Source organism: Bdellovibrio bacteriovorus (assembly GCF_001592755.1).
GTDB classification, from domain to species: Bacteria; Bdellovibrionota; Bdellovibrionia; order Bdellovibrionales; family Bdellovibrionaceae; genus Bdellovibrio; species Bdellovibrio bacteriovorus_E.
In genome coordinates, this window is record NZ_LUKF01000014.1 from 168,819 (window position 1) to 188,939 (window position 20,121).

Here is a 20,121-nt window from a genome sequence, read left to right on the forward strand (position 1 = left end):
CCTTGGCCCATCTCTTGGTGTTAATCCATATTCAGAAGAAGAACAAGCTAGATTCCCAATTCAGAATGACATTCGGAAATGACTTGCTTACGAGATTTTAAACCTCGCTCGCAGGAGCGAGTAAGTTCACGCAGGATTTTCAGTTTCTCGTTATCTTGTTTCGCTGTTTCAATGCGATCTGAAAACGAAGTCGCCTCTTTAAGGACGGCAGTTTGAAGTTGCACTGCCAACGCGAGTTTTTGTGTGGTTGTCTCTGCATTGGCCGCTTCAATTTGCGAAAGAACATTACGGAAAGAAACGGGAAAAAGAGCCGAAAGCAAGCCGACTTCTTCTAGCTTCACTCGGAAAATAGGATCGGTAAAGGCGCGGGCGCCTTCGTTTTTATAGTAATGTACTAAGTACTGTGTGCGCTCATTCGTTAAACGCTCTCGATCCATGTAAGAAGGATTGCAAAGCACCGAGCAGATCTCAGGCATGTTTTTTTGTGCAATGGAAGAAGCTAGTTCGTCAAAAAGATTTAACTCTGTCACATAGTTATGACCAATGTGAGTGAGTTCTCGAAGATTGGGATTCACATCGGTATTTTTGCCTTCGCCATCTAAAGGCAATGTCGGCATCATGGTCGCTTTGGCGACAGGCATTTTTTTAGAAGACTTCAACGGCTCGGGACGGGTGGCTTTACTCAGTTGATCGATGGCTAAGTAAGACAAAGCCGTGACGCTAAGAAGGGCGCAGGTGATCGCACCCAATACAAAGAACAAAACATATTTTAAAAGCCGTTTTACAAAGCGCATGGCATCTTGAAACTAACAGAAGGGGACAGGGCTGTCAGCACAGACCACGACCTGCGTAGAGACTTTTTAGCTGGCAAAGACTTTCGAACAGCGCTGAAAGAATTTTTCCTCTGGCGAAAGGCGGTTCTTTTTAAAGTATTCAAACATGTCCTTGAAATAATCGTTGTAAAAAGGATCCATCAAACCACCGGGCTTTATGTTGTACTCCCAAGCACTAGGCCCGATTTTATTCGCTTCCGTTACAAACATACGAAGTTTTCCGTCGGTCGAGTAGCCTTGAAATTTCTTAAACCATTCTTCCAGAGGAACGGGTCTGCCGATAAAGTTATCGACTGCATACCATCCCGCATGATCATTAGCTTTTACGATAGTCGTGACGTGAAACTGCCAATCAATTGTTCCCGTACGCATAGGCCCGACAACGAACACTTTTTTGATAGAATCTTTCGCAACACCATGACGAAGCAGTTCTAAGTGGGCATAGAGCGCGCGACCAAAACAAAAACCTACAATGCCTTTCGGATCATATTTTCTGCCCGCGCTAAAACCAGTGACTTCGTTAAGATTGATTTTTTGAATGATACTCTGCGCTTGTTCAGAAGTGATCCCATCCACACGATGTTGGGTGGTGGGTTTAAAGTTATTGATTTCATCAATGAGACGGCGGTTGTTTTCAGCAATATCCTGACCATTGTTAAGTTCCTGACCGCGCATAGAATAAAGGTCCGCACGGATATTCATTTCATTCCAGCTAGCCGCTTGAACGCGGGCGGCATAAGCCAGAGCAAACGCAATAGCGCAAATATATAAGCCCTGTTTTTTAAGCTTCAACGCCGACCTTTTCATAATACCCAGAACCAAAGCAATTCCTTCGCCGCCAGGAAGGGGGCAGAGCTGAAAATTGGGGGATTTAGAGGGAAAAAATAGGCTAAGCTTTAACCACAGAGACCATCTTTGGCGCCATTAAAGGGTTTGGGACCAATAAAAAAAAAGGAAGGCTTTCGGCCTTCCTTTTTCATCTTAGAATTCGCTAAAAAACGATTAAGCTTTTTTAGTCGTTTTCTTTGTGGTCTTGCGAGCAGCTGGTTTGGAAGCGGCTTTTTTAGTTGTCGCTTTTGCAGCTTTCTTCGTCGTCGTTTTTTTCGAAGAAGATTTTTTCATCGTTTTGTTGAAAAGAGATTTTTCAAGCTTCGCCTTTTGAGCAACGGCTTTCTTTTTGTAAGCCGCGATGTTTTTTTCCAAATCATCGGCAGACTTTTTCAATTTCGCGATTGTTGTGTTCACTTCTTTTTCGATTTTCGCTTCGGAAGTGCTCAATACTTTTACGATCTCTTGATACTTTTTCCAAGCAAGTTCGATTTGCTCTTCTTTCTTTTGATCGAAAGTTTTTTTAAGCTCAGACTCTTTCTTTTTGATTTCGTCGTTCAGCTTTTGGAAGTTTTCAAGAAGGTTTTGAACGCCTTTGTTAGCAGAGATATTTTCCAAAATTTTTTGAAATGAAGCTGTAGCCACCAGAGTCTCCTTTGTTAAGACCTAACATACACCTCGAAGGGGCGAATTAAAAGCCCCTTGGGACTATTTTGACGTAAAATTAATAGTTTCTAACCAAACTTCGCGTTGAGCAGAAAACTGCCCTGGGAATTTCTCAAGACCCTTTTCGCGGGCTTTCATGGCGTATTCGGTCATGTAAACCTTCATCGCTTCTTCGTCTTTCATCGAATAGATGATCTTGATGTCTTTGCTGGAAGCTTCTAAATTTCCACCCTTGCGCAGACATAGTTCGGCCCCCAGAAAGCCCGGCAACGCCAGCATCTCTGGAATGTGTTCGTTTTTAAGCCAGTCTACGTACTCAGAATACACTTCGTGACGAACCATCACGTGAACAAGGTATTTAACCATCGAATAACCCCTACAAGGTAAATTTGAAGTCCTTGATTAGCATACCGGGAACCTTTTTTCCACCGAAAGCACGGCTTTCATAGGTTGAAACCATCGGATCGACAGCCTGGAAGTCGGTTACGGCTAAAAGATTTTCCCCTAAGCAGTCATAAAGGCTTTCATCAAAACGCAAATCCGCGATCGGAGCCACGATTTCGCCGTTTTCCACCCAGAAACACGCATAGCGAGTCATACCCGTGATTCGAGCATTCATTCTATCCGACCAATTCAAGTAATGGAGGTTGGAAAGGTAAAGGCCCGTGCCTAGTTCTTTTAAGATGTCTTGTTCTTTCAAAGAGCCGGGCAAAATCTCCATTGCACGTGGATATTCCCCACCGTCAGCTCCATTGGCCTCCACCGAGTATTCTTTCGCCGAACGAGTGCTGGTCATAAAGCTTTGCAATTGACCTTTTTGAATCACGTTCAAAGTTTCCGGAGCCAATTCTCCCAAACCGTTAAATCGGTGAGTCAAACCCATGGCGAAGTTTTCACGGACAGAAAAGAGCGAAGACAAAGACTTCTCTTTATCCGCCAGTTTTTGCAAAGCACTGTTACCCTGTTTATAAGCCGAGAAGCTTAAAGCCCCCCAAGAAAACATCGAAGCCATTTCAGCCACGGCGCCTGGAGCAAGGTAAGTGCGATAAGCCCCTGGAGCTAAAGTCTTTTTGGGACGATCCATCAGGCTTAACTGATTTTTACTTTGCGCGAGGTTTGCTTCGAATTCCTTCTGATTCCAATGAGTGCCAGCGTAGACTGACTTCACGGCTTTTTCGCCCAGGTATAGCGAATAATCCATAAAGAAGTTTTCCGTCGCAAACCAATGACTTTGGCCTTTGGAGTTTTTATTGGCCGAAATCAAAGGACCCGCGCAATAAAGACCCGCAAGGTCTACTCCCGCGGCCGGTGCTGTGATAGCAGCAACAACGGATTCTTCAGAAAGCAAGGCGCCCTTGAAAGTACTGTCGCTGACGCCATTATTTTTCAAAGGCACTTGATAAGGATCTTCAGGAAGAAGTGCGCACTCTTTGCGAGCTTCCGCCAACCATTGATCCGCGCGTTTTTTATCCTCGGTTTCATCACCAGTGATCGAGAAACTAAAAGAAGCCGTCTTGCCATCTTTTTGCAGAAGCAGACTTAAAGTTCTTTGTTCCACGGTTGTATTCTGGCGAACTTTGTTGCCGTTAAAGCGAATGAACACCGATTCTTCGGCGTGAAGGTTGACGTTGGCTTCTTCGCCGGCTTGCAAGTTTCCAAGAATATAGTCAGCAACTGTATTGAAGGATTTTTTTGTAATTTCTGTAAAATTCATAATCAACCTTCCTAAGCGCCAAACACTTCAACGTTAGAGAATAAGCAATACGGAGTCGTGTGACCCACGCGAATCACTTGATTGGGTTCACCTTTACCGCAGAACGGAGACCCGTAAGTTTCACGATTTTCACTGACGGCTTTCAAACCATTCCAGAACTTCACGGTCGTGCCGCGATAATTTGGATTTTTCAAAGTCTTCGTGATCTTTCCATTTTCGATCAACTTTGCGTACTCGCAACCGAATTGGAATTTGTTGCGGTAATCATCAATCGACCAAGATTTATTCGCCATCATGAAAACACCGCGTTCGATGGACGCGATCATATCTTGAAACTTGGTTGTTCCAGGTTCTAAGTTGATATTCGCCATACGATCAATCGGAGCACGATTCCAAGAAGAAGAACGGAAGTTCGCAACCCCTGGAAGATTCAAACGTGCTTGAGACTCCAAACCGCCCAATCCACGAACAAGCACTCCATCTTTGATCAAAAATTCTTTCGTCGCTTTCAAGCCGGAATCATCGAAGGCATAAGAAGCCATCGCATCGGCAATCGTCGGATCGAAAGTCACGTTCATTAGTTTTGAACCGTACTGAAGGTTTCCGAAGTCTTCAGGCTTTACGAAGCTCCAGCCAGCATAGTTGCGCTCATCACCCAAGATGCGATCATACTCAAGTGGATGACCGATGGACTCATGCACTTGCAACGTCATCTGATCTGGAGCTAGAAGCAAATCCATCGCTTCGTCAGGACAGTTGTCGGCAGAGAGAAGTTCTAAAGACTCTTCCGCAATGCGTTTGCTGCGAGATAAAATATCGGCGCGATCGAACACTTCCGCACCCACTTGGAAACATCGAGCAAGACCGCCGTTATCAGAACGAGTTTGTGTTTCGCCAGGTCCGCCCGACGTTGCAGAAAAGTCCGTGCTAACGATGGAAAAATTTTGTTGGACTTCAGAACCTGAAGAGTTCACGACGTGGAAGGACGTTTCAACAATCATTGTGCCCGCAGAACGGCTGATGATTTTGTCAGACACTTTCATCGCCTTGGTCGCATCCACAAAAATATCGGTAATTTCTTTTGCCGATAAAGAATCGATCGGGCGAATCACCGGAGAAGAATAAATACCTTTGGCTTGAGGGCGTTGAGCTGTGGTGAAGTTATGAACCTTCTGAGAAGATCCTGACCTGGCCATCGCAACGGCTTTTCCTAGAGCTCTTTTGATACCAGACTCTGTCAGATCACTTGTTCCCGCAAAACCGAAGTGACCATTCACCAAAACTTCAACCATCACACCTTGATCAAAGTAGACAGAATTGCCGTCGATTTTTTCATCGCGGACACGACGGTGTGTGGTTTTTTCAGTGACCTGACGTAAACTGACCCAGTCCGCATCGGACTTCACCTGGTTGAGGGTTCTTTGCAAATCGAGCATTATGAGCTCCTTTCCTCAATGTAATTCAACAGTTGAAATAATTGATGCTACTTGAAAAAACAATCCTGAAACGTCCGATTGTTAAAAGTCGCACTGAGTAATACCGAGGGAAAGCCTCGCAGGACTCGGTAGCAAAATTTCCTGGCAAGCACTTTGCTTTATAGATCTGGCAGGAGGGAGCTGGTGTCATTAAGACCCAGCAGAAAAAGGCGAAGTTTATGAGAATCGTACTAGCATTTCTATCCACAATGATTATCGCGATGTTTACTTACCTTGTACCGGCTCACGCGGCAGTTTCTTCGGTTCCGTCATGCACAATGGCGAGCGAAGGGATCTTCCAGGGCTTGTGGGTGAAGCACCGGATTTATGTGAACGAAGATGTGGTTTATGGTGCGAACGATATGAATTCGATTCTAGCTCAACTTGAAAACTTGCGCAGCGAGGGCCTTTGCCGCTAAAGTGGCAGGGCTTTGACAAGAAAAGACTATCTCAACCTTATTTGGAAATCTTATCCCGCGATGCCGTCTGGTGCTCAGGCGGCTGGGCGCATCTACAAGATCGAAAAAGACGGGGAGTCGCTCAAGCTGACTCTGTCCCGCGATAATAAAATCCATAAAATTGAATTTGCCAAAGCTCCAGAACATTCGGAATTTTTGCTTGAAGGGGATTTAGTCGCCGTCGTATCGGCCACACAAATCGTGCTCTTAGCGCCGCAAAAAGCACCTCTACCGAAGCGAATTTTCAATAAGGACCTGCTGGCAAGTTGGTCTGAGTATCTGCAAGGGATTAAGGACTTTTTCACTCAGGAAGAGTTTTTAGAACTAAAAACGCCATCTTTAGTAGCCTGTCCCGGTACGGAACCCAGCCTGGATGTTTTTTCGACTGTTTTGCAAGTCGGATCCCGCAAAGAAAAGCTGTACCTTCCTACCAGTCCTGAGCTTCATTTGAAAAAAGCTTTAGCCTTAGGGGCTGAAAAGATTTTCGAAATCGCTCCTTGTTTTCGCAATGGTGAAATCACCGAAAGACACCAGCCCGAATTTTTAATGCTGGAGTGGTATCGTGCTTATGACAATCTTTCCACGATTAAAATAGACGTGGAAAAGCTGGTGGTTTTTCTAGCAAAAAAATTAAAAGTCGAAGCTCCCAAAAAAGTGCGCAGCGTGAGCATCGCGGAGCTTTTTAAGCACTACTGTGACTTTGATTTGCAGCCAGACACGACGAAAGGAGCACTTAAATCTCTCGCGACAAAGCTTGGCGTTGATGTGCGAAGTGCCGAAAGTATCGACGACTATTTCTTCCTTATCTTTATGGAAAAAATTGAGTCGGTGCTGCCAGCAAATGAGCTTATCTTCGTCGAAAAATATCCTCCTTATCAGGCGGCTCTAGCCCGCCTTACGGAAGACGGCTGGGGGGATCGCTTTGAGGTGTATTGGAAGGGTTTAGAACTTGCCAATGCCTTTCATGAACTTAACGACCCAGGCATTCAGCGCCTGCGCTCGAACGAGGATCTTGAAAAAAAGAAGGACATGGGGAAAGAAGTCGTGACTCTGGATGAAGAGTTCTTTCAGTGCTTAGAAGCGGGGATGCCGCCTTCGGGGGGAATCGCCTTAGGTCTAGAAAGACTTTTCATGGCATTGATCGGCCTCTCTGACATCACAAATGTTAGGGTCTTTTCAAAATCGTAAGATTCAAATCGGCTTTACGAGCTGCTTAACAAAGTCCGTTTCATCATGAGATTCACGCGGAACTTTGTGGAGTATTATCATATTATAGTTAAGAAAAAATCGTAAGGGGTGCTGAGGACTGTTCCGAAAAGTGTATCATGGAACAGCAAACGGTACGTAAAGGATTGTTTTTCTTTGCGCTTTTGTTTTTATCAAAAGCGGTCGCGACGCCCACGACTTTGAATTATCAAGGTCGCATTCTTAAGTCTGACGGAACGCCGTTAGAATATAACAACGTGAGCTTTGCATTTGAAATCACGAATGTCTCTGGAACTTGTGTCTATTATCGTGAACAGCGTAATGCCGTGAATATGCAAGGTTCGAAGGGTGTCTTCGATGTTCCCATCGGTGAAGGTACTAAACTTTTTCCATCAACAGCCAGTTATTCTTTAAGAGACGCTTTCAACAATTCCGTCACACATGATTGTGATGGCGGTACGACTTATACGCCTTCTTTAGATGAAGTGCGTGTCTTGCGCGTACAATTTCATGATGGCGCTGGCTGGAAGGCGATTACTCCCAACAACACGATTCGCTCTGTGCCTTTTGCGAACTATTCTTATTCCGCAGCGAAGCTCGGCGACAAGCTTCCTTCGGACTTCGTTTTAAAAACCAGTGTGACCTCGTGTCTGCCGGGGCAGTACCTGACCTTTGATGGCGCCAGCTTCGCCTGTCAGAATGATGCCGGGGGAGCAGGCATGGTTTCTGACGTCAACGTCACCGCTCCGCTCACAAAAGGCGGAACGGCTTCGGTTCCTGTGCTGGGTATTTCCGTGGGTACGACGGCGGGAACGGTGGCAGCCGGGAATGATGCACGCTTCACAGATGCGCGTCCTCCAACAGGAACTGCAAGTGGAGATTTAAGCGGTTTGTATCCAAATCCTTCTGTTGCAAAACTTCAGGGTGTCGCTGTCTCTTCGACGGCGCCGACCTCAGGACATTTTTTAAAATATGACGGTGCTCAGTGGTTGAGTTCGGCGATCGTTATCAGTGACGTGACGAATCTGTCAGCCACTTTAGGAACATATCTGACGACGTCGGCTTTCAATTCGGCGGTGGGAAGTGCCAACTGTGCGGCTCATCAAACTCCTTATTGGAATTCTGTTTCCGGGTCCTTCCAATGTCAGTCGATCAACGTCTCCGTTGCGGGCGATGTGAGCGGAATGATTGGCGCTGTGACCGTTAACAAAATCAAAGGCGTGGACGTGGATACGACTGGTTTAACCACCGGTCAGGTTTTGAAATACGATGGGACGAAATGGGCGCCTGCGAGTGATTCGAACGCAGGGGGTACGGTTACGAATATCGCCACGGGCACGGGTTTAACCGGCGGCCCGATTACTTCGACGGGAACTATTTCGCTTGCGAACACGGCAGTGACTGCCGGATCTTACACGCGAGGGAATTTCACAGTCGATGCTCAAGGTCGGTTGACTGCCGCTTCTAACGGATCCGCCGTTAATCTTGCGACAGAAGTCACAGGAACTCTGCCGATTGCGAATGGCGGCACAGGACAAACGACAGCGGTCGCAGCGTTTAATGCGCTTTCTCCTTTGGCAGCGAAAGGGGATGTCGTTGTTAACGATGGAACGAATGACATTCGTCTTGCCGTAGGTACGAATGGACAAGTTCTTTCTGCGAATTCTGCGCAGCCTTCGGGACTTCAGTGGGTGACGCCGACAAATGGAACTGTGACGAATGTCACGGGAACGGCTCCGATCGTTGTTGCAACGGGATCGTCGACACCTGCGATTTCAATTACTGATGCATCGACCTCTGCAAAAGGCGCGGTGCAAATTGGGGCTGGTATCGCGGTTTCATCTGGAACTATCAGCGCGGATCCTGCGAACTTTCCGGCCGCTGTTCCTGTGAGTAAAGGCGGTACGGGCGTAACATCGCTGACCGCAAATCGTCTTATCGCTTCGAACGGTACGGGCGCCGCTTTGACAACATTTAGCTGCGCGGTCGGACAGCTTGTCAGTTTCGATGCGACGGGATTGATGACCTGTTCGTCATTCACGACCGGCTCGGTTTTCCTGAATGGAGGAAACAGTTTCGGAGCCGCAGCGACATTAGGAACGAACGATGCTTACAATCTCGCTTTTAAAACGAGCAATACTGAGCGTATGACAATCAAGAGTGATGGTAACGTCGGTATCGGCGTGACAAATCCCACGGCGAATTTACATGTTTCAGGGGCGAGCGCGGTGGCGCGTGTTTCGGCCAGTGGTTTAAATGAAGACGCAACTCTACAAATCAATAATGGCGCTGAAAATACGGGCTTTGCGCTGACTCGTTCAGACACGAATAATGCTTTACAAATCAACTATGAATCACCGATTGGCACCGTTTCGAAACAAGCGATGTCCATTGCGAGTACGGGATATGTGGGTATTGGAACTTCGACGCCAACTTCGGGTCTGACCTTGGTGAACAATGCTGTGGGCGACGCGAATGATGATATCAATATTCAGACCTATTCCGACACGAATACGCCATCATTGATCTTAACAAGATACCGTGGCAACGCTACGACACCGACGCCCCTGGCTTTAGGAAATATCGGAAGTCTTTTGGTTCGCGGTTACAATGGTTCGACTCTTATGGAGGCGGGAAGTATTCGTTTCGCGGCAGAGGAAGCCTGGACGGCCACGACGACAACCAACAATGCCGCTTTGACTTTCCATAGTGCTACGGATGGAAGTTCGACGGAAAAAATGCGAATCGCTTCTAGTGGAAACGTGGGTATTGGTCTCACTGCGCCTTTAGCCACTTTGCATGTCGGCGGCAATATAAAGCTGGGCCCTGTAAATCCCGCAAATACCGGGACACTGCCAAACTACGGAAACTTTCTGTATTTCCACGGCGGACCCGCGCCCGCAACTTCAGACAGTGACGTCACCGATCCTCTTTGGATGGCTCGTTATAATATTGCGGCCGATCAATCCGAGCTGCGTGTGAATTTCTCGGATAACAATCAAGTTCAGGATGCTTTCTCTGTCGGTTACACGAGTGCTGGCGTTTTCAATCAATTGCTGCGTGTGCAAGGTGATGGCAAGGTGGGAATTGGTGATGCGACTCCCTCATTCAAACTCGATGTTGCCGGGGAAATCGCCGCTCGTAATGGTCCGGGCACTGTGATTTACATGGGCGGTGACGCAAGTGCGGATCTTGAAATCGGAACGACAAGCACGGCGCAGAACTCGCTCGTATTTTACAATCGTGGTGGTGGTTACGCGATGGACATTCAAGCGCGTAATATTACGTATGCGGGATCGCTCAATCCTTCGGATCGCCGTTTGAAGAAAGACATTCAGCCTTTGCATTTTTCCCTCGAAAAAATCTTGAAAGTCGAAGGGGTGAGTTACTACTGGAAAGAGCCGCTCCAGTATTCCGAAGGCTTGCAACGAGGAGTGATCGCTCAACAAGTGGAAGAGATTTATCCTGATCTTGTAAAGACGGACAAAAAGGGCCTAAAAAAAGTGAACTATTTGGGCTTTATTTCGCCGATGATTGAAGCGCTCAAAGAGTTTTATACTCTTTGGTACAACGACAGCCAAGAATTGCACAAAGAACTGGACGAACAAAAAAGAAAAATGGCTTCACTTGAAGAGACGAATAAAAAATTAGAAGAGCGGAATAAGGCCTTGGAAAAACGCCTGCAAATAATTGAATCCAAGCTCGGAAAGTAAAAAAGTACTGATTCTCTCCCCATTCGCGAGGTCCCTGAGACTTTTTCACAGCCGTTCTTGGAAATTCCACGGTTTAACCGGTAAAAATAACAAACAACGCAAACCTGACTTTGAAAGCCAGGTTTTCTTTTATAAAACCTCAGCATCTTTTTAAATAAACACCGCAAAGAGGTTTTCGATGAAGAAGCTTGTTCTCGCTTTATTAGTTTTATCTGCAGCTCCTGCCCATGCTGGAAAAATGAAAGCTATCTGGGAAATGACGAATGAAAGCGTCTTGTCTGAGTTGGGCTTTGATGAAGGCATCGTGGCTATCGAAGGTCACAAGTTTTTGCAAATTCCGAATGCGGATTTAGCCGTGCAAACTCAGGTGCGTGGTTACTATCGCACTCGTGGCGAAGTGCCTCTTTTTTCTTGTGTTACTTATTTTGTAAAGTTTGAAAGCTTCTATGAAGTGACTCACTCCGAGTGTGAAAAAGCGAAGTAATCGGGAATAAAAAAAGGGGCTTCAAGCCCCTTTTTATTTAGCCTTTTTTAGGCCCGTTGTTAATGTCCTCTTTAAGTTCTTTTCCGACTTTGAAGAATGGAAGTTTCTTTTCTTCCACATTGATGATTTCACCCGTGCGCGGATTGCGTCCTTTATAGGCGCCATATTGGCGATTCACAAATGAACCAAAACCACGGATTTCAATACGGTCATCACGCATCAATGCTTCAACCATAGAGTCAAAAATGGTGTTCACAACCGTCTCGGCTTTAACACGGGTGATACCCGCTTTTTCAGAAATCAAATTAATCAAATCCGCTTTTGTCATCGTCGGCTTTCCTAAAGGGCTCAGCTTAAAGTATTGATAACACTCTCGATTATACAGATATGAAGTGCTGTGACATCAAAATTCAAGCATTTAACTCAATGCTTCTTATACAGACCCGTATTGATCAGGATTTTACGATAGGCATCAAGCGTCGCCTGGACCATTTTAGGCGTGTCAAAAAGGTCGACTACTTTTTGGCGTGCTCGATCGCCGATCTCGTCAGCAGGCATGGTTCCAGAGAAAATTTCGACCAAAAGATTACTCATGGAGTCCACATCGGCCGGGCGAAGCAAAAATCCATCGCGCCCATCTTCAATAATGTTGGCAATCGGGGACACTTCCGAACCCAAAACCACCTTTTTTTGCGCCATGGCCTCTAAAGTCGTCGGTTCAAAGCCTGTCGTTCTAGACCCCATGTTGATGAAAACATCACCTAAAACAATATAGTCTTCGATCTCAGCGGCAGGAACAGCGCCAGGCATAACCACACGATTGCCTAAAGCGTGATTTAGAACCTGGTATTCAATGTCTTTAAATTTGGGACCATTTCCGATAACGATCAAATAGCTGTTGGGCTTTTTGATCGCAACCTTTTCAAAGGCCTTTAAAAGAGGTGTGAGCTCTTGGGCCTGAGTCATATCCGACAATGTCACGGCCACATGCGCGTTTTCAGGAATTCCCAATTTTTTACGAAGCTCGTAAGACTTTTCTTTCGGTGTCAGGTCACCCAGTTCAATTCCATAGGGAACCGTGTAGGTGTGGAAATCCGGGTAAAGATAATATCTTTCCAGAATGATTCTTTGCTCGGGATTGGTAACAAAGATTCCATCGGCTGTGGAAAGCAAGCGTCGATCGCCGCCATAGTAAGTGGTCAGGAATTTATAAGTCGTCGCGATGGCCGTTGAAAGCATACTTCCCAAAGTGTCCTGCTTCATCGCACGAATCGCAAAGAGCTGCGACATCTGAGTCGCTTCCACGTCATAGGCCACGGCGACTTTTAAATCGTCTTTGCGACTGCCAATGCGGTAACCTGATTTATCAATGCTATGAACCAAGTGAAACGGATCTTCTTTATGAAGCTGCATGAAGCGTTGGCGAACCGCCATTTGAAAGCTCATGTGCGAAAGATTTTTTGCACCTTCATGCAGGAAGAGCACGCGAACACCATCGCGCACGACTTCAGGCTTTTTCAGAGGAGAACTTGCCGCTAAAACTGTGACCTTATGACCTTCTTTTGCAAGGCCTCTTGCGATCGGCCACAAAAAACCATGATCTGTCGCGCGACTTAAAATCGGAAAGCGATGCGAAGTCAGGCAGATATTTAAGGTTTCAGGCAAACGAGGTTTGTTGAGCATAAGCTCATCTTAAATGATTTAAAGCCCGATTGTACAGACGATTGAGTTCATTCAATGATGAATCAATCAGGTGACGGTCTTCTGCCAGCTGTTCAGACAGGCTTTCGGGGACACGCAAGTGAGGTTTTGCTAAGAGCTTCACCAGATCCGCATGAATATGGTCGTGATTTAAGATCCAGCAATTAACTGTGTTCTTCCAAAGATCCGAATGCACGCTAGATTGTTTAGAATCTAAAATCAAAACCGCATGAGAATGGATGGCTTTCATATAGAAATCCGTCATCTCAATCGGTGTGAATCCCTGGCCGGCCAGCATTACAGCCGTACTTTTTTCTAGAAGTTGGCGACCAGCTTGAGGGCTGAGGCTTCCTGTCACCGTCCAGTTGTGCCCGCACTGAAATTCATCCATCCACCCGGCGAACTTCTTACGATCACGAAGACTCCAGTGCGAATAGCTTCCCCAAAGAACGACTTTGTACTTTTGAGCCATCGTACGAATGCGCACGAAGTTTTCCGATTCTGGGTCAAAGTGAGTCTCGCGGAAGGGAATGACCACATAAGGTCGGGTTTCCAGCGCCTGGAAAAACTGCTCTTCGATATCTTCATGAAAGACATTCACGGCAAATTCAGATTTCAAATCCAAAACCGGAGGTAAAATCCCGCGTCCTTGACGAGGAGAACGCACATTCAATCCACGCAATTGCCCTAAGGCTTCCACCGTTGGACACGTGATAATGTCGCTTTCTTCCACTAAGTAACGAACCGGATTGCGGCGATTTAAACCGCGACGAATATTCAATAAAGAAGTCGTAAGAACACAAGAAGGATGAGATTTCGCAAATGTCGAAAGAATCATCTGCGCTGGATTCATTTGATCTTCATCTAAAAGAACATGCAAGATTTGCGGGTGCAGTCCAAAAAGGCCCGGAATGATGCGAAAGCCTTCAAGCACGCTCCAGCTTTTGAAGTACCCCATGAATTCAATACCGGTTGTATCTTCCGGAGGAACTTCACCATAACTCGTAAGCAGAACCACTTCATGCTGCTGACTTTTTAAAGCTTGCGCCAGCTGCCACGAAGTTGCGTTCACATGTTTGCTTACGAGGATTATTTTCGCCATTCAAGTCCTAAAGCTTTGTAGATCTTGTGCAGGATCTTGCGATTGGCCTCTGGGATATTGCGATGTTTGAGCTCTTCTGGATGGATCCACTCTAGCATCATATGGTGCTTAGCCCGAGGTTCGCCTTTCCAGTATAGGATTTCATAAAATAATATGAGAATCCCTACATCTCCATAAGAGTGTGTACAAGCAAGTTTCAGCTCGCCCACTTCGGCTTCAATACCCAACTCTTCATTAAGCTCGCGCGAAAGAGCGTCTTCAGGTGTCTCACCATTTTCGATTTTACCGCCAGGGAATTCCCATTGACCGGCAAGGGAGTTATTTTCAGGACGCTGACCGACTAAAATTTTGCCATCTTTGCGCAAAAAACCCGCGACAACTGGAATCCAGTGACCTTTGCGGATCTTGGATTTTTTGGGTTTAGTTTCAATAGCGCTATCGTCCGTCATTATACCTTCTAGCTACATCATGGAAAAAGTTCGGTCCATGAAACACAAGTGCACTATAAATTTGAACAAGATCTGCGCCCATTTGCAATCTTTCAAAGACATCTTCAGGAGTTAATATGCCCCCAACGCTGACCAAAAGCAGTCCTTCGCGTTTTTTGCCTAAACTTTCAACAGCCACTTTCAAGGCTCGTTGAGACAGATCTTTTAAAGGTGCACCTGAAAGACCCCCTTCTTCAGGGAAGTGACAGCCGGCAGGACGTGAAAGAGTCGTGTTTGTTAGCACAAAACCATCAACGCCTAAGTCCTGACAATTCAAAACAGTTTCCGCTAAAGCCTCATCGCCCATGTCGGGTGAAAGTTTGACCAACACCGGAGTGGGCTCAAAGTGGGAAACGCGATCGACAATAGGGCCGATTAAAGAGCGCAGATTTTCTTTGTTCTGAAGATCTCGAAGTCCCTTGGTGTTGGGGCTAGAGATATTCACAACAAAAGCATCTGCAAACGGACGGAATTTATCGACCAAAAATAAATAATCTAAAACCGCTTGGTTGTTAGGAGTGTAGCGATTCTTTCCGATGTTCACAAAGATCGGTGTGCGATAGTTCGGAGCATAGTACGTCAGATTGTAGAAAGTCTCTTCGGCTCCTTCGCTCGGAAAACCCATCTTGTTCCACATCGCTCGAAGCTTTACATCGCGATCTAAAATTTTACCGGGATTCGGTGTCTGCGGCAGGGGAGTGACCGTGCCCACCTCAACGAAACCACAGCCGAGCGACCACCATTCTTTCAGGTGTTCCGCGTTTTTATCAACGCCGCCAGCAATGCCTAGAGGATTTTTGAAATGAAGATCACGCCAAGTGAAGCTTTTCCATTCGGGCGTTTTTCTTCCATGAATCAAAGAGTAGAGAGGTAAACCCCAAGAGCTCAGATCGTGAGCCCATTGGGGTGGTAAGAGCATCCAAGGCTTCATCGAGAGCCTCGCGCAGAAGGTGGAGCGGCCGCAGCCGCGCAACCGAACTTAATCATCTAGGATATAGGCCTCTTAGAAGCATCGCTTTTTCAAGACGTTGAACAGAAACCGCCATGGCAGCAGATCTCATGTCGACGTTTTTCTCTTTAGAAAGAGCATAACCTTTGTCGAAAGCTTTCGTGATGATACCTTTCAAACGACCGTTCACTTCATCTTCGTCCCAGAAGAACGACATGATGTCTTGAACCCATTCGAAGTAAGAAACGATCACACCGCCACCGTTCGCGATAACGTCTGGAGCGATGAAAACACCACGCTTATGAAGGATTTTTGTCGCTGCATTTGTTACAGGACCGTTGGCACCTTCGCAGATGATTTTCGCTTGGATTTTTTCTGCGTTGTGAGTGTCGATTTGATTTTCAAGAGCGCAAGGGAATAGAGCATCACACTTCACCTCAAGCAATTCTTCATTGCTGATCGGTTGAGCTTTTGGATAGCCCTTCAAGAATTTGTGAGCTTTTACGTATTCCATCACTTCAGGGATATCAAGGCCATCGCCATTGTAGATACCGCCAGAAACGTCAGAAACTGCTACGATGCGAGCACCACGTTCGTGAGCGAACTTCGCGGCGAAAGAACCTACGTTACCGAAACCTTGAATCGCGATAGATGAACCATTCATTTTCATGCCGCAAACTTCGAAAGCTTTTTCAGCGACATAAACCACACCCAAACCTGTTGCGTGGTTACGGCCCAAAGATCCACCGATTTCTACCGGTTTACCAGTCACAACACCCGGTTGTGCAAAGCCACCTTGCTCTTGCGAGTAAGTGTCCATGAACCAAGCCATTGTTTGTGGATCCGTGCCCACGTCTGGAGCCGGAATGTCTTTAGTGGGTCCTACGAAAGGTCCAATTTCAGAAGCATAACGACGAGTCAGATTTTGTTTTTCAGTGCGAGAAAGTTTTGTGGGATCAACAGTGATACCACCTTTTGCACCACCCAAAGGAAGACCTAGTACCGAGTTTTTGAAAGTCATCAAAGCTGCAAGGCCGACAACTTCAGAAAGGTCTACGTTTTGGTGATAGCGAATGCCGCCCTTGTAGGGGCCCAAAGTTGGAGAGTACTGCACGCGATACCCAGTGAAAACTTTAACGCTGTAGTCATCCATACGAACGGGAACAGAAACTGTGATCGCGCGACGAGGACGTTTCAAGCGCTCAAGTACGTTCGGGTCACAGTTGATAATTTTTGCCGCTTCTTCGAGAGTTTGAATAGCGTTTCTGAAAAGAGGCCCGTCATAAAGGGGCTCTATCTTGTGTTCCATGATTTGTGTCTCCTTAAAAATACACTCGCCAGAGTCTAATGAAGCAAATACTCAAAGTCACTCCGGAAAAAGGAGATGACTCAGTGGTTCTTTTTGGCCACAATCAGGCCTATGCTTCGGTCTTGTTTTAGCCTTCTTGGTTTCGTTGTTTTCGCCCTTCCGGTCTTCGCCAGTAGTCCGCAACGCACTTTCATGGAGCAGTTCAATAGCTCGCGTATTGAATTTCCAGCGGAAAACGCGCCCATTCTGACTGACGCATCAGGGCAGTATCCCGAACCTCTGAACTTCCTCTTCACGAATATCGTGAGCTGGATCCCGCGCGGGGAACCAAAGCTTTTTAGTGCCATGTGCAACCCCGATGTTTGGGGTCAACGACTGAAGGATCCGCGTCTGAAAAACTCTTCGCAACTGCAAGGGGCTTTGATTCAGAAGTATTTCCAAGATTGCCGCGCCGAGCTTGAAACGGGTGACAATAGTTATTTCGCAAACATGAGCATGCTGACGATGAAATACGACCCTTTCGGTCATCCGTTTCTTCGTCGTGTCGTTCTAAATTTCCCGGGCAACGTGAAGCTCAAAGGTCTTTTGGGGCTTAAAGGAGATTTCAAAAGGCGTCCTCTGGTCGTCATTCGCTTAGGGATTTTCGCCAACAGCGAAGATTTTAAGGCGGAGCGTGCATGGATGATGATGCTTTTTGAACAGTCTCCGTTCAACGTGCTTCTGCTGGAAAACATGTCCAGTGGCCAGTTTGTCGCCAATAACAATCAGTTTTCATTCGGCGGATATGATGAAGGCATTCAGAATATTTTGCTCGCAAAACTTTTGAACGACAATAATGAACCGCTGTCTCAGCTTGTCGATTCCGTTCACTTCTTTGGTATCAGCTTGGGTGGACACGGTGTTTTGTTTGCTTCGCTTTTGAATAAATTCAACTCTTCATCACGCCCCTTGATTCAAAGTTTTACAGCGCTTTGTCCGGTTGTTGATTTGAATGCCACGATGTTAAGTTTAACGAACAGTGGAGTGAAGTCGGCCTTTGTCGACTTGTGGGGGCGTCAGCGTCTAAGCGCTTTGGGTACAAAGATGCCAGCGCTGGTTAGCTATGAAAGCTTTTCTTTTTTATCCACGGCTATTACGGAAGTTGCTCGGACTTACAAAGGCGGGCTGTCGTATATTTCAAGTGTGAAGCTGCCTCCCGGAATGAAAGATGGACCGGATTTTTGGGGTTTGAATAATTTTTGGAAGTTTTATAAAAACGTCGAGCAACCTGTGTTGATCTATGCGACCGAGCAAGACCCGGCAGTTCCTTTCAATATCAATTCCCAGCGTATCCAGAATAAAGATATCAAGATTGAGAGCAAAAATATTCGTGTGGTGGATTTGCCTCAAGGCATTCATTGTTCACTGCCGATCACTTATGACTGGGGGGCTTTGACGACACTTCTGCAGTCCCAGATTCTTTCGCATTCTCCGAACTTCAAGATGACAGAAAAATCTCTTTCTATCGAATTGACCGATGAAGAATGGAAGGGTTTTTTTGACAAAGGTTCTTCCGTGAAATTCACAGTGGAAGAGCCCGGTAAAAAATCAGGATTTGTAACTGTCGAGCTTGAACTTGAAAATGCCGCTGGTAAAGAAAAGACAATGAATTTAAGTCTGCCGCTCTCTCAATTTGATTTCCGCTTTTTGAATAAAGAACTGAGTGGTTCAGAACAAGAAATGATCGTGCGCTGGTTGAATCAAAATCTGCGCTTCACTTTGGATACAACGACAGGCAAAGCCATTCTTAAAGCTTCATGGCCGGTGGCTCAATAATTTGAATTGAATGATTTTGAAAAAAAAGGCTTTGCAGTGAATGGCAAAGCCTTTTTTATTTTCTTAGAAACGATTGGCGTCTAAAACTTTCATATCAACAAAAGGTGTTTTTCCTTCGATAAGATCTGAAACCAAAAGACCTGTGCCGGTGCCACTTTGCAGTCCCAACATCTGGTGACCTAAAGCCAACATCAGATTTGAAATCTTATCGTGATAGCCGACCAAAGGAACACCATCAGGAGTGCAAGGACGAAGACCCGCCCATAATTCTTGAACTTGAAGCTCTTCTGGTAAATGCAAGAATTCACGCGCGCCTTTTTTGATATTGTCGACGCGTTTTGGAGTGATGGAAAAATCCTGATCCACAAGTTCCAAAGTTCCGGCAATTCTCAATGAATTTTGACGAGGAGTGATCGCGATTTTTTTCTCAACCAACATCATGGGATATTGCGGTTGATTTTCCAAAGGCGGAACAATCATCGCATAACCTTTCCCACCTAAAACAGGGACGCGCAGGCGCATCATGCGCGCCATGGATTTAGACCAGCTGCCTGTCGCCATAACGACTTGTTTAGCTTTGATTTCACCTAGCGAAGTAACGACTTTTTCAATCTTATTTCCACTGACCGGTAGATCTTGAAGCGTGCAGTTTTCTAAAATTTCTCCACCGTGCGCGCGAATCTCTTTTGCTAGTGCTTGAACCACTTGATAGGGTTCCGCCATCGCTTCCTTTTCAAAATAAACGCCACCTAAAAGTGGTGACTTTAAAGCCGGCTCCATCTGACGAATGTCATCCGAGTTTAAAACTTTTCCGGGAACCCCTAAGTTCTTCACGTAGTTTAATTCTTCGACCGCGGCGGTAACGCCGGCTTCAGTCTTAGAAACCATCAAAAGACCTTTTTGTTGGAAAAAGATCTCGGGATATTTCTGTCCTAGTTTTTCGTATTCCGTCAGACTTTTTTGCGACAAAACGACCAAGGCATCCACCGCGCGGCGAGCTTGTGTTTCGTTCATCGCTTTCATGAATTGGAAAAGCCAAGAGGCCAAATCCAAAGACAAAGAAGGTTTGATGTAAAGGGGACTTGCTGGATCTAGCAACCACTTCATCGATTTTAAAAGCATTCCCGGCATCGGAAGTGGCATGGCAAAGCAAGGTGTCATCCAACCGGCATTCCCATAAGAACACCCGCGACCTACAGTGCCTTTATCGATCACTCCGACTTTGGCTCCACGACGAGATAGCTCTGCGCCGATAGAAGTTCCAATAATCCCTGCCCCTACAATCAAAACATCGAACTCTTTTTGCATGGATCTTATTCAAAGATTTTTCTGAGGCAAAAGCAAGACCGGCGTCACAATTTGAAGCCGGTGACCAGAAGA

18 protein-coding genes are annotated in these 20,121 nt (G+C 46.2%); 5 read left to right on the top strand and 13 right to left on the bottom strand.

Annotated features, from left to right (window positions below; all coding sequences use genetic code 11):
* Nucleotides 1-47: 47 nt before the first annotated feature.
* The 6 genes from AZI85_RS08880 to AZI85_RS08905 all read right to left on the bottom strand — a co-directional run bounded on the left by AZI85_RS08880 (nucleotide 48) and on the right by AZI85_RS08905 (nucleotide 5,477).
* A complete protein-coding gene (locus tag AZI85_RS08880; RefSeq protein ID WP_063243743.1) occupies nucleotides 48-794 on the bottom strand; it encodes a hypothetical protein in 747 nt (248 codons plus the stop codon).
* 66 nt (nucleotides 795-860) lie between these two features.
* Nucleotides 861-1,625 (bottom strand): hypothetical protein, encoded by a 765-nt coding sequence (locus AZI85_RS08885; RefSeq protein WP_172795321.1) that lies wholly within the window; start codon nucleotides 1,623-1,625, stop codon nucleotides 861-863.
* 210 nt (nucleotides 1,626-1,835) lie between these two features.
* Complete coding sequence (locus tag AZI85_RS08890; RefSeq protein ID WP_253720919.1) at nucleotides 1,836-2,306, bottom strand: actin-binding protein; 471 nt, start codon at nucleotides 2,304-2,306, stop codon at nucleotides 1,836-1,838.
* A gap of 63 nt (nucleotides 2,307-2,369) precedes the next feature.
* On the bottom strand, nucleotides 2,370-2,693 hold the full coding sequence (locus AZI85_RS08895) for a DUF4286 family protein (protein ID WP_063243746.1): 324 nt from the start codon (nucleotides 2,691-2,693) through the stop codon (nucleotides 2,370-2,372).
* Nucleotides 2,694-2,703: 10 nt separating this feature from the next.
* Nucleotides 2,704-4,041, bottom strand: a complete 1,338-nt coding sequence (locus tag AZI85_RS08900) for a TldD/PmbA family protein (RefSeq protein WP_063243747.1) — start codon at nucleotides 4,039-4,041, stop codon at nucleotides 2,704-2,706.
* Between the two features lie 11 nt (nucleotides 4,042-4,052).
* On the bottom strand, nucleotides 4,053-5,477 hold the full coding sequence (locus AZI85_RS08905) for a TldD/PmbA family protein (protein WP_063243748.1): 1,425 nt from the start codon (nucleotides 5,475-5,477) through the stop codon (nucleotides 4,053-4,055).
* A gap of 218 nt (nucleotides 5,478-5,695) precedes the next feature.
* Here AZI85_RS08905 and AZI85_RS08910 point away from each other — a divergent pair, with 218 nt between their 5' ends.
* From AZI85_RS08910 to AZI85_RS08925, 4 genes are all read left to right on the top strand, one after another.
* Nucleotides 5,696-5,935 carry a hypothetical protein gene (locus AZI85_RS08910; protein ID WP_063243749.1) on the top strand — a complete coding sequence of 80 codons (240 nt, stop codon included), beginning with the start codon at nucleotides 5,696-5,698 and terminating at the stop codon, nucleotides 5,933-5,935.
* A gap of 12 nt (nucleotides 5,936-5,947) precedes the next feature.
* On the top strand, nucleotides 5,948-7,162 hold the full coding sequence (gene epmA, locus AZI85_RS08915; protein WP_253720920.1) for an EF-P lysine aminoacylase EpmA: 1,215 nt from the start codon (nucleotides 5,948-5,950) through the stop codon (nucleotides 7,160-7,162).
* 137 nt (nucleotides 7,163-7,299) lie between these two features.
* On the top strand, nucleotides 7,300-10,893 hold the full coding sequence (locus tag AZI85_RS08920) for a tail fiber domain-containing protein (RefSeq protein ID WP_063243750.1): 3,594 nt from the start codon (nucleotides 7,300-7,302) through the stop codon (nucleotides 10,891-10,893).
* 178 nt (nucleotides 10,894-11,071) lie between these two features.
* Nucleotides 11,072-11,377: a hypothetical protein gene (locus AZI85_RS08925; RefSeq protein WP_063243751.1), complete on the top strand. Its 306-nt coding sequence runs from the start codon at nucleotides 11,072-11,074 to the stop codon at nucleotides 11,375-11,377.
* A gap of 37 nt (nucleotides 11,378-11,414) precedes the next feature.
* Here the strand turns inward: AZI85_RS08925 and AZI85_RS08930 are convergent, their stop codons facing one another.
* From AZI85_RS08930 to AZI85_RS08955, 6 genes are all read right to left on the bottom strand, one after another.
* Entirely contained in the window at nucleotides 11,415-11,705 is a 291-nt protein-coding gene (locus AZI85_RS08930) for an HU family DNA-binding protein (protein WP_063206413.1), read from the bottom strand.
* A 95-nt stretch (nucleotides 11,706-11,800) separates the two neighbouring features.
* Nucleotides 11,801-13,060 carry a glycosyltransferase family 4 protein gene (locus AZI85_RS08935; protein WP_063243752.1) on the bottom strand — a complete coding sequence of 420 codons (1,260 nt, stop codon included), beginning with the start codon at nucleotides 13,058-13,060 and terminating at the stop codon, nucleotides 11,801-11,803.
* 4 nt (nucleotides 13,061-13,064) lie between these two features.
* Complete coding sequence (locus AZI85_RS08940) at nucleotides 13,065-14,180, bottom strand: hypothetical protein (protein WP_063243753.1); 1,116 nt, start codon at nucleotides 14,178-14,180, stop codon at nucleotides 13,065-13,067.
* Nucleotides 14,168-14,629 carry an 8-oxo-dGTP diphosphatase MutT gene (gene mutT, locus AZI85_RS08945; protein ID WP_063206416.1) on the bottom strand — a complete coding sequence of 154 codons (462 nt, stop codon included), beginning with the start codon at nucleotides 14,627-14,629 and terminating at the stop codon, nucleotides 14,168-14,170. The genes AZI85_RS08940 and mutT overlap by 13 nt, the downstream gene beginning before the upstream one ends.
* Nucleotides 14,616-15,599 (bottom strand): quinone-dependent dihydroorotate dehydrogenase, encoded by a 984-nt coding sequence (locus tag AZI85_RS08950; RefSeq protein WP_063243754.1) that lies wholly within the window; start codon nucleotides 15,597-15,599, stop codon nucleotides 14,616-14,618. The genes mutT and AZI85_RS08950 overlap by 14 nt, the downstream gene beginning before the upstream one ends.
* Before the next feature lie 52 nt (nucleotides 15,600-15,651).
* Nucleotides 15,652-16,926: a Glu/Leu/Phe/Val family dehydrogenase gene (locus AZI85_RS08955; protein ID WP_063243755.1), complete on the bottom strand. Its 1,275-nt coding sequence runs from the start codon at nucleotides 16,924-16,926 to the stop codon at nucleotides 15,652-15,654.
* 192 nt (nucleotides 16,927-17,118) lie between these two features.
* Here AZI85_RS08955 and AZI85_RS08960 point away from each other — a divergent pair, with 192 nt between their 5' ends.
* The gene (locus AZI85_RS08960; protein WP_063243865.1) at nucleotides 17,119-18,741 is read left to right on the top strand and encodes a hypothetical protein; all 1,623 of its coding nucleotides are present in this window, start codon (nucleotides 17,119-17,121) and stop codon (nucleotides 18,739-18,741) included.
* A 63-nt stretch (nucleotides 18,742-18,804) separates the two neighbouring features.
* On the opposite strand, the gene AZI85_RS08965 is transcribed toward AZI85_RS08960, so the two are convergent.
* Nucleotides 18,805-20,049, bottom strand: a complete 1,245-nt coding sequence (locus AZI85_RS08965) for an NAD(P)/FAD-dependent oxidoreductase (protein ID WP_063243756.1) — start codon at nucleotides 20,047-20,049, stop codon at nucleotides 18,805-18,807.
* Nucleotides 20,050-20,121: the final 72 nt, after the last annotated feature.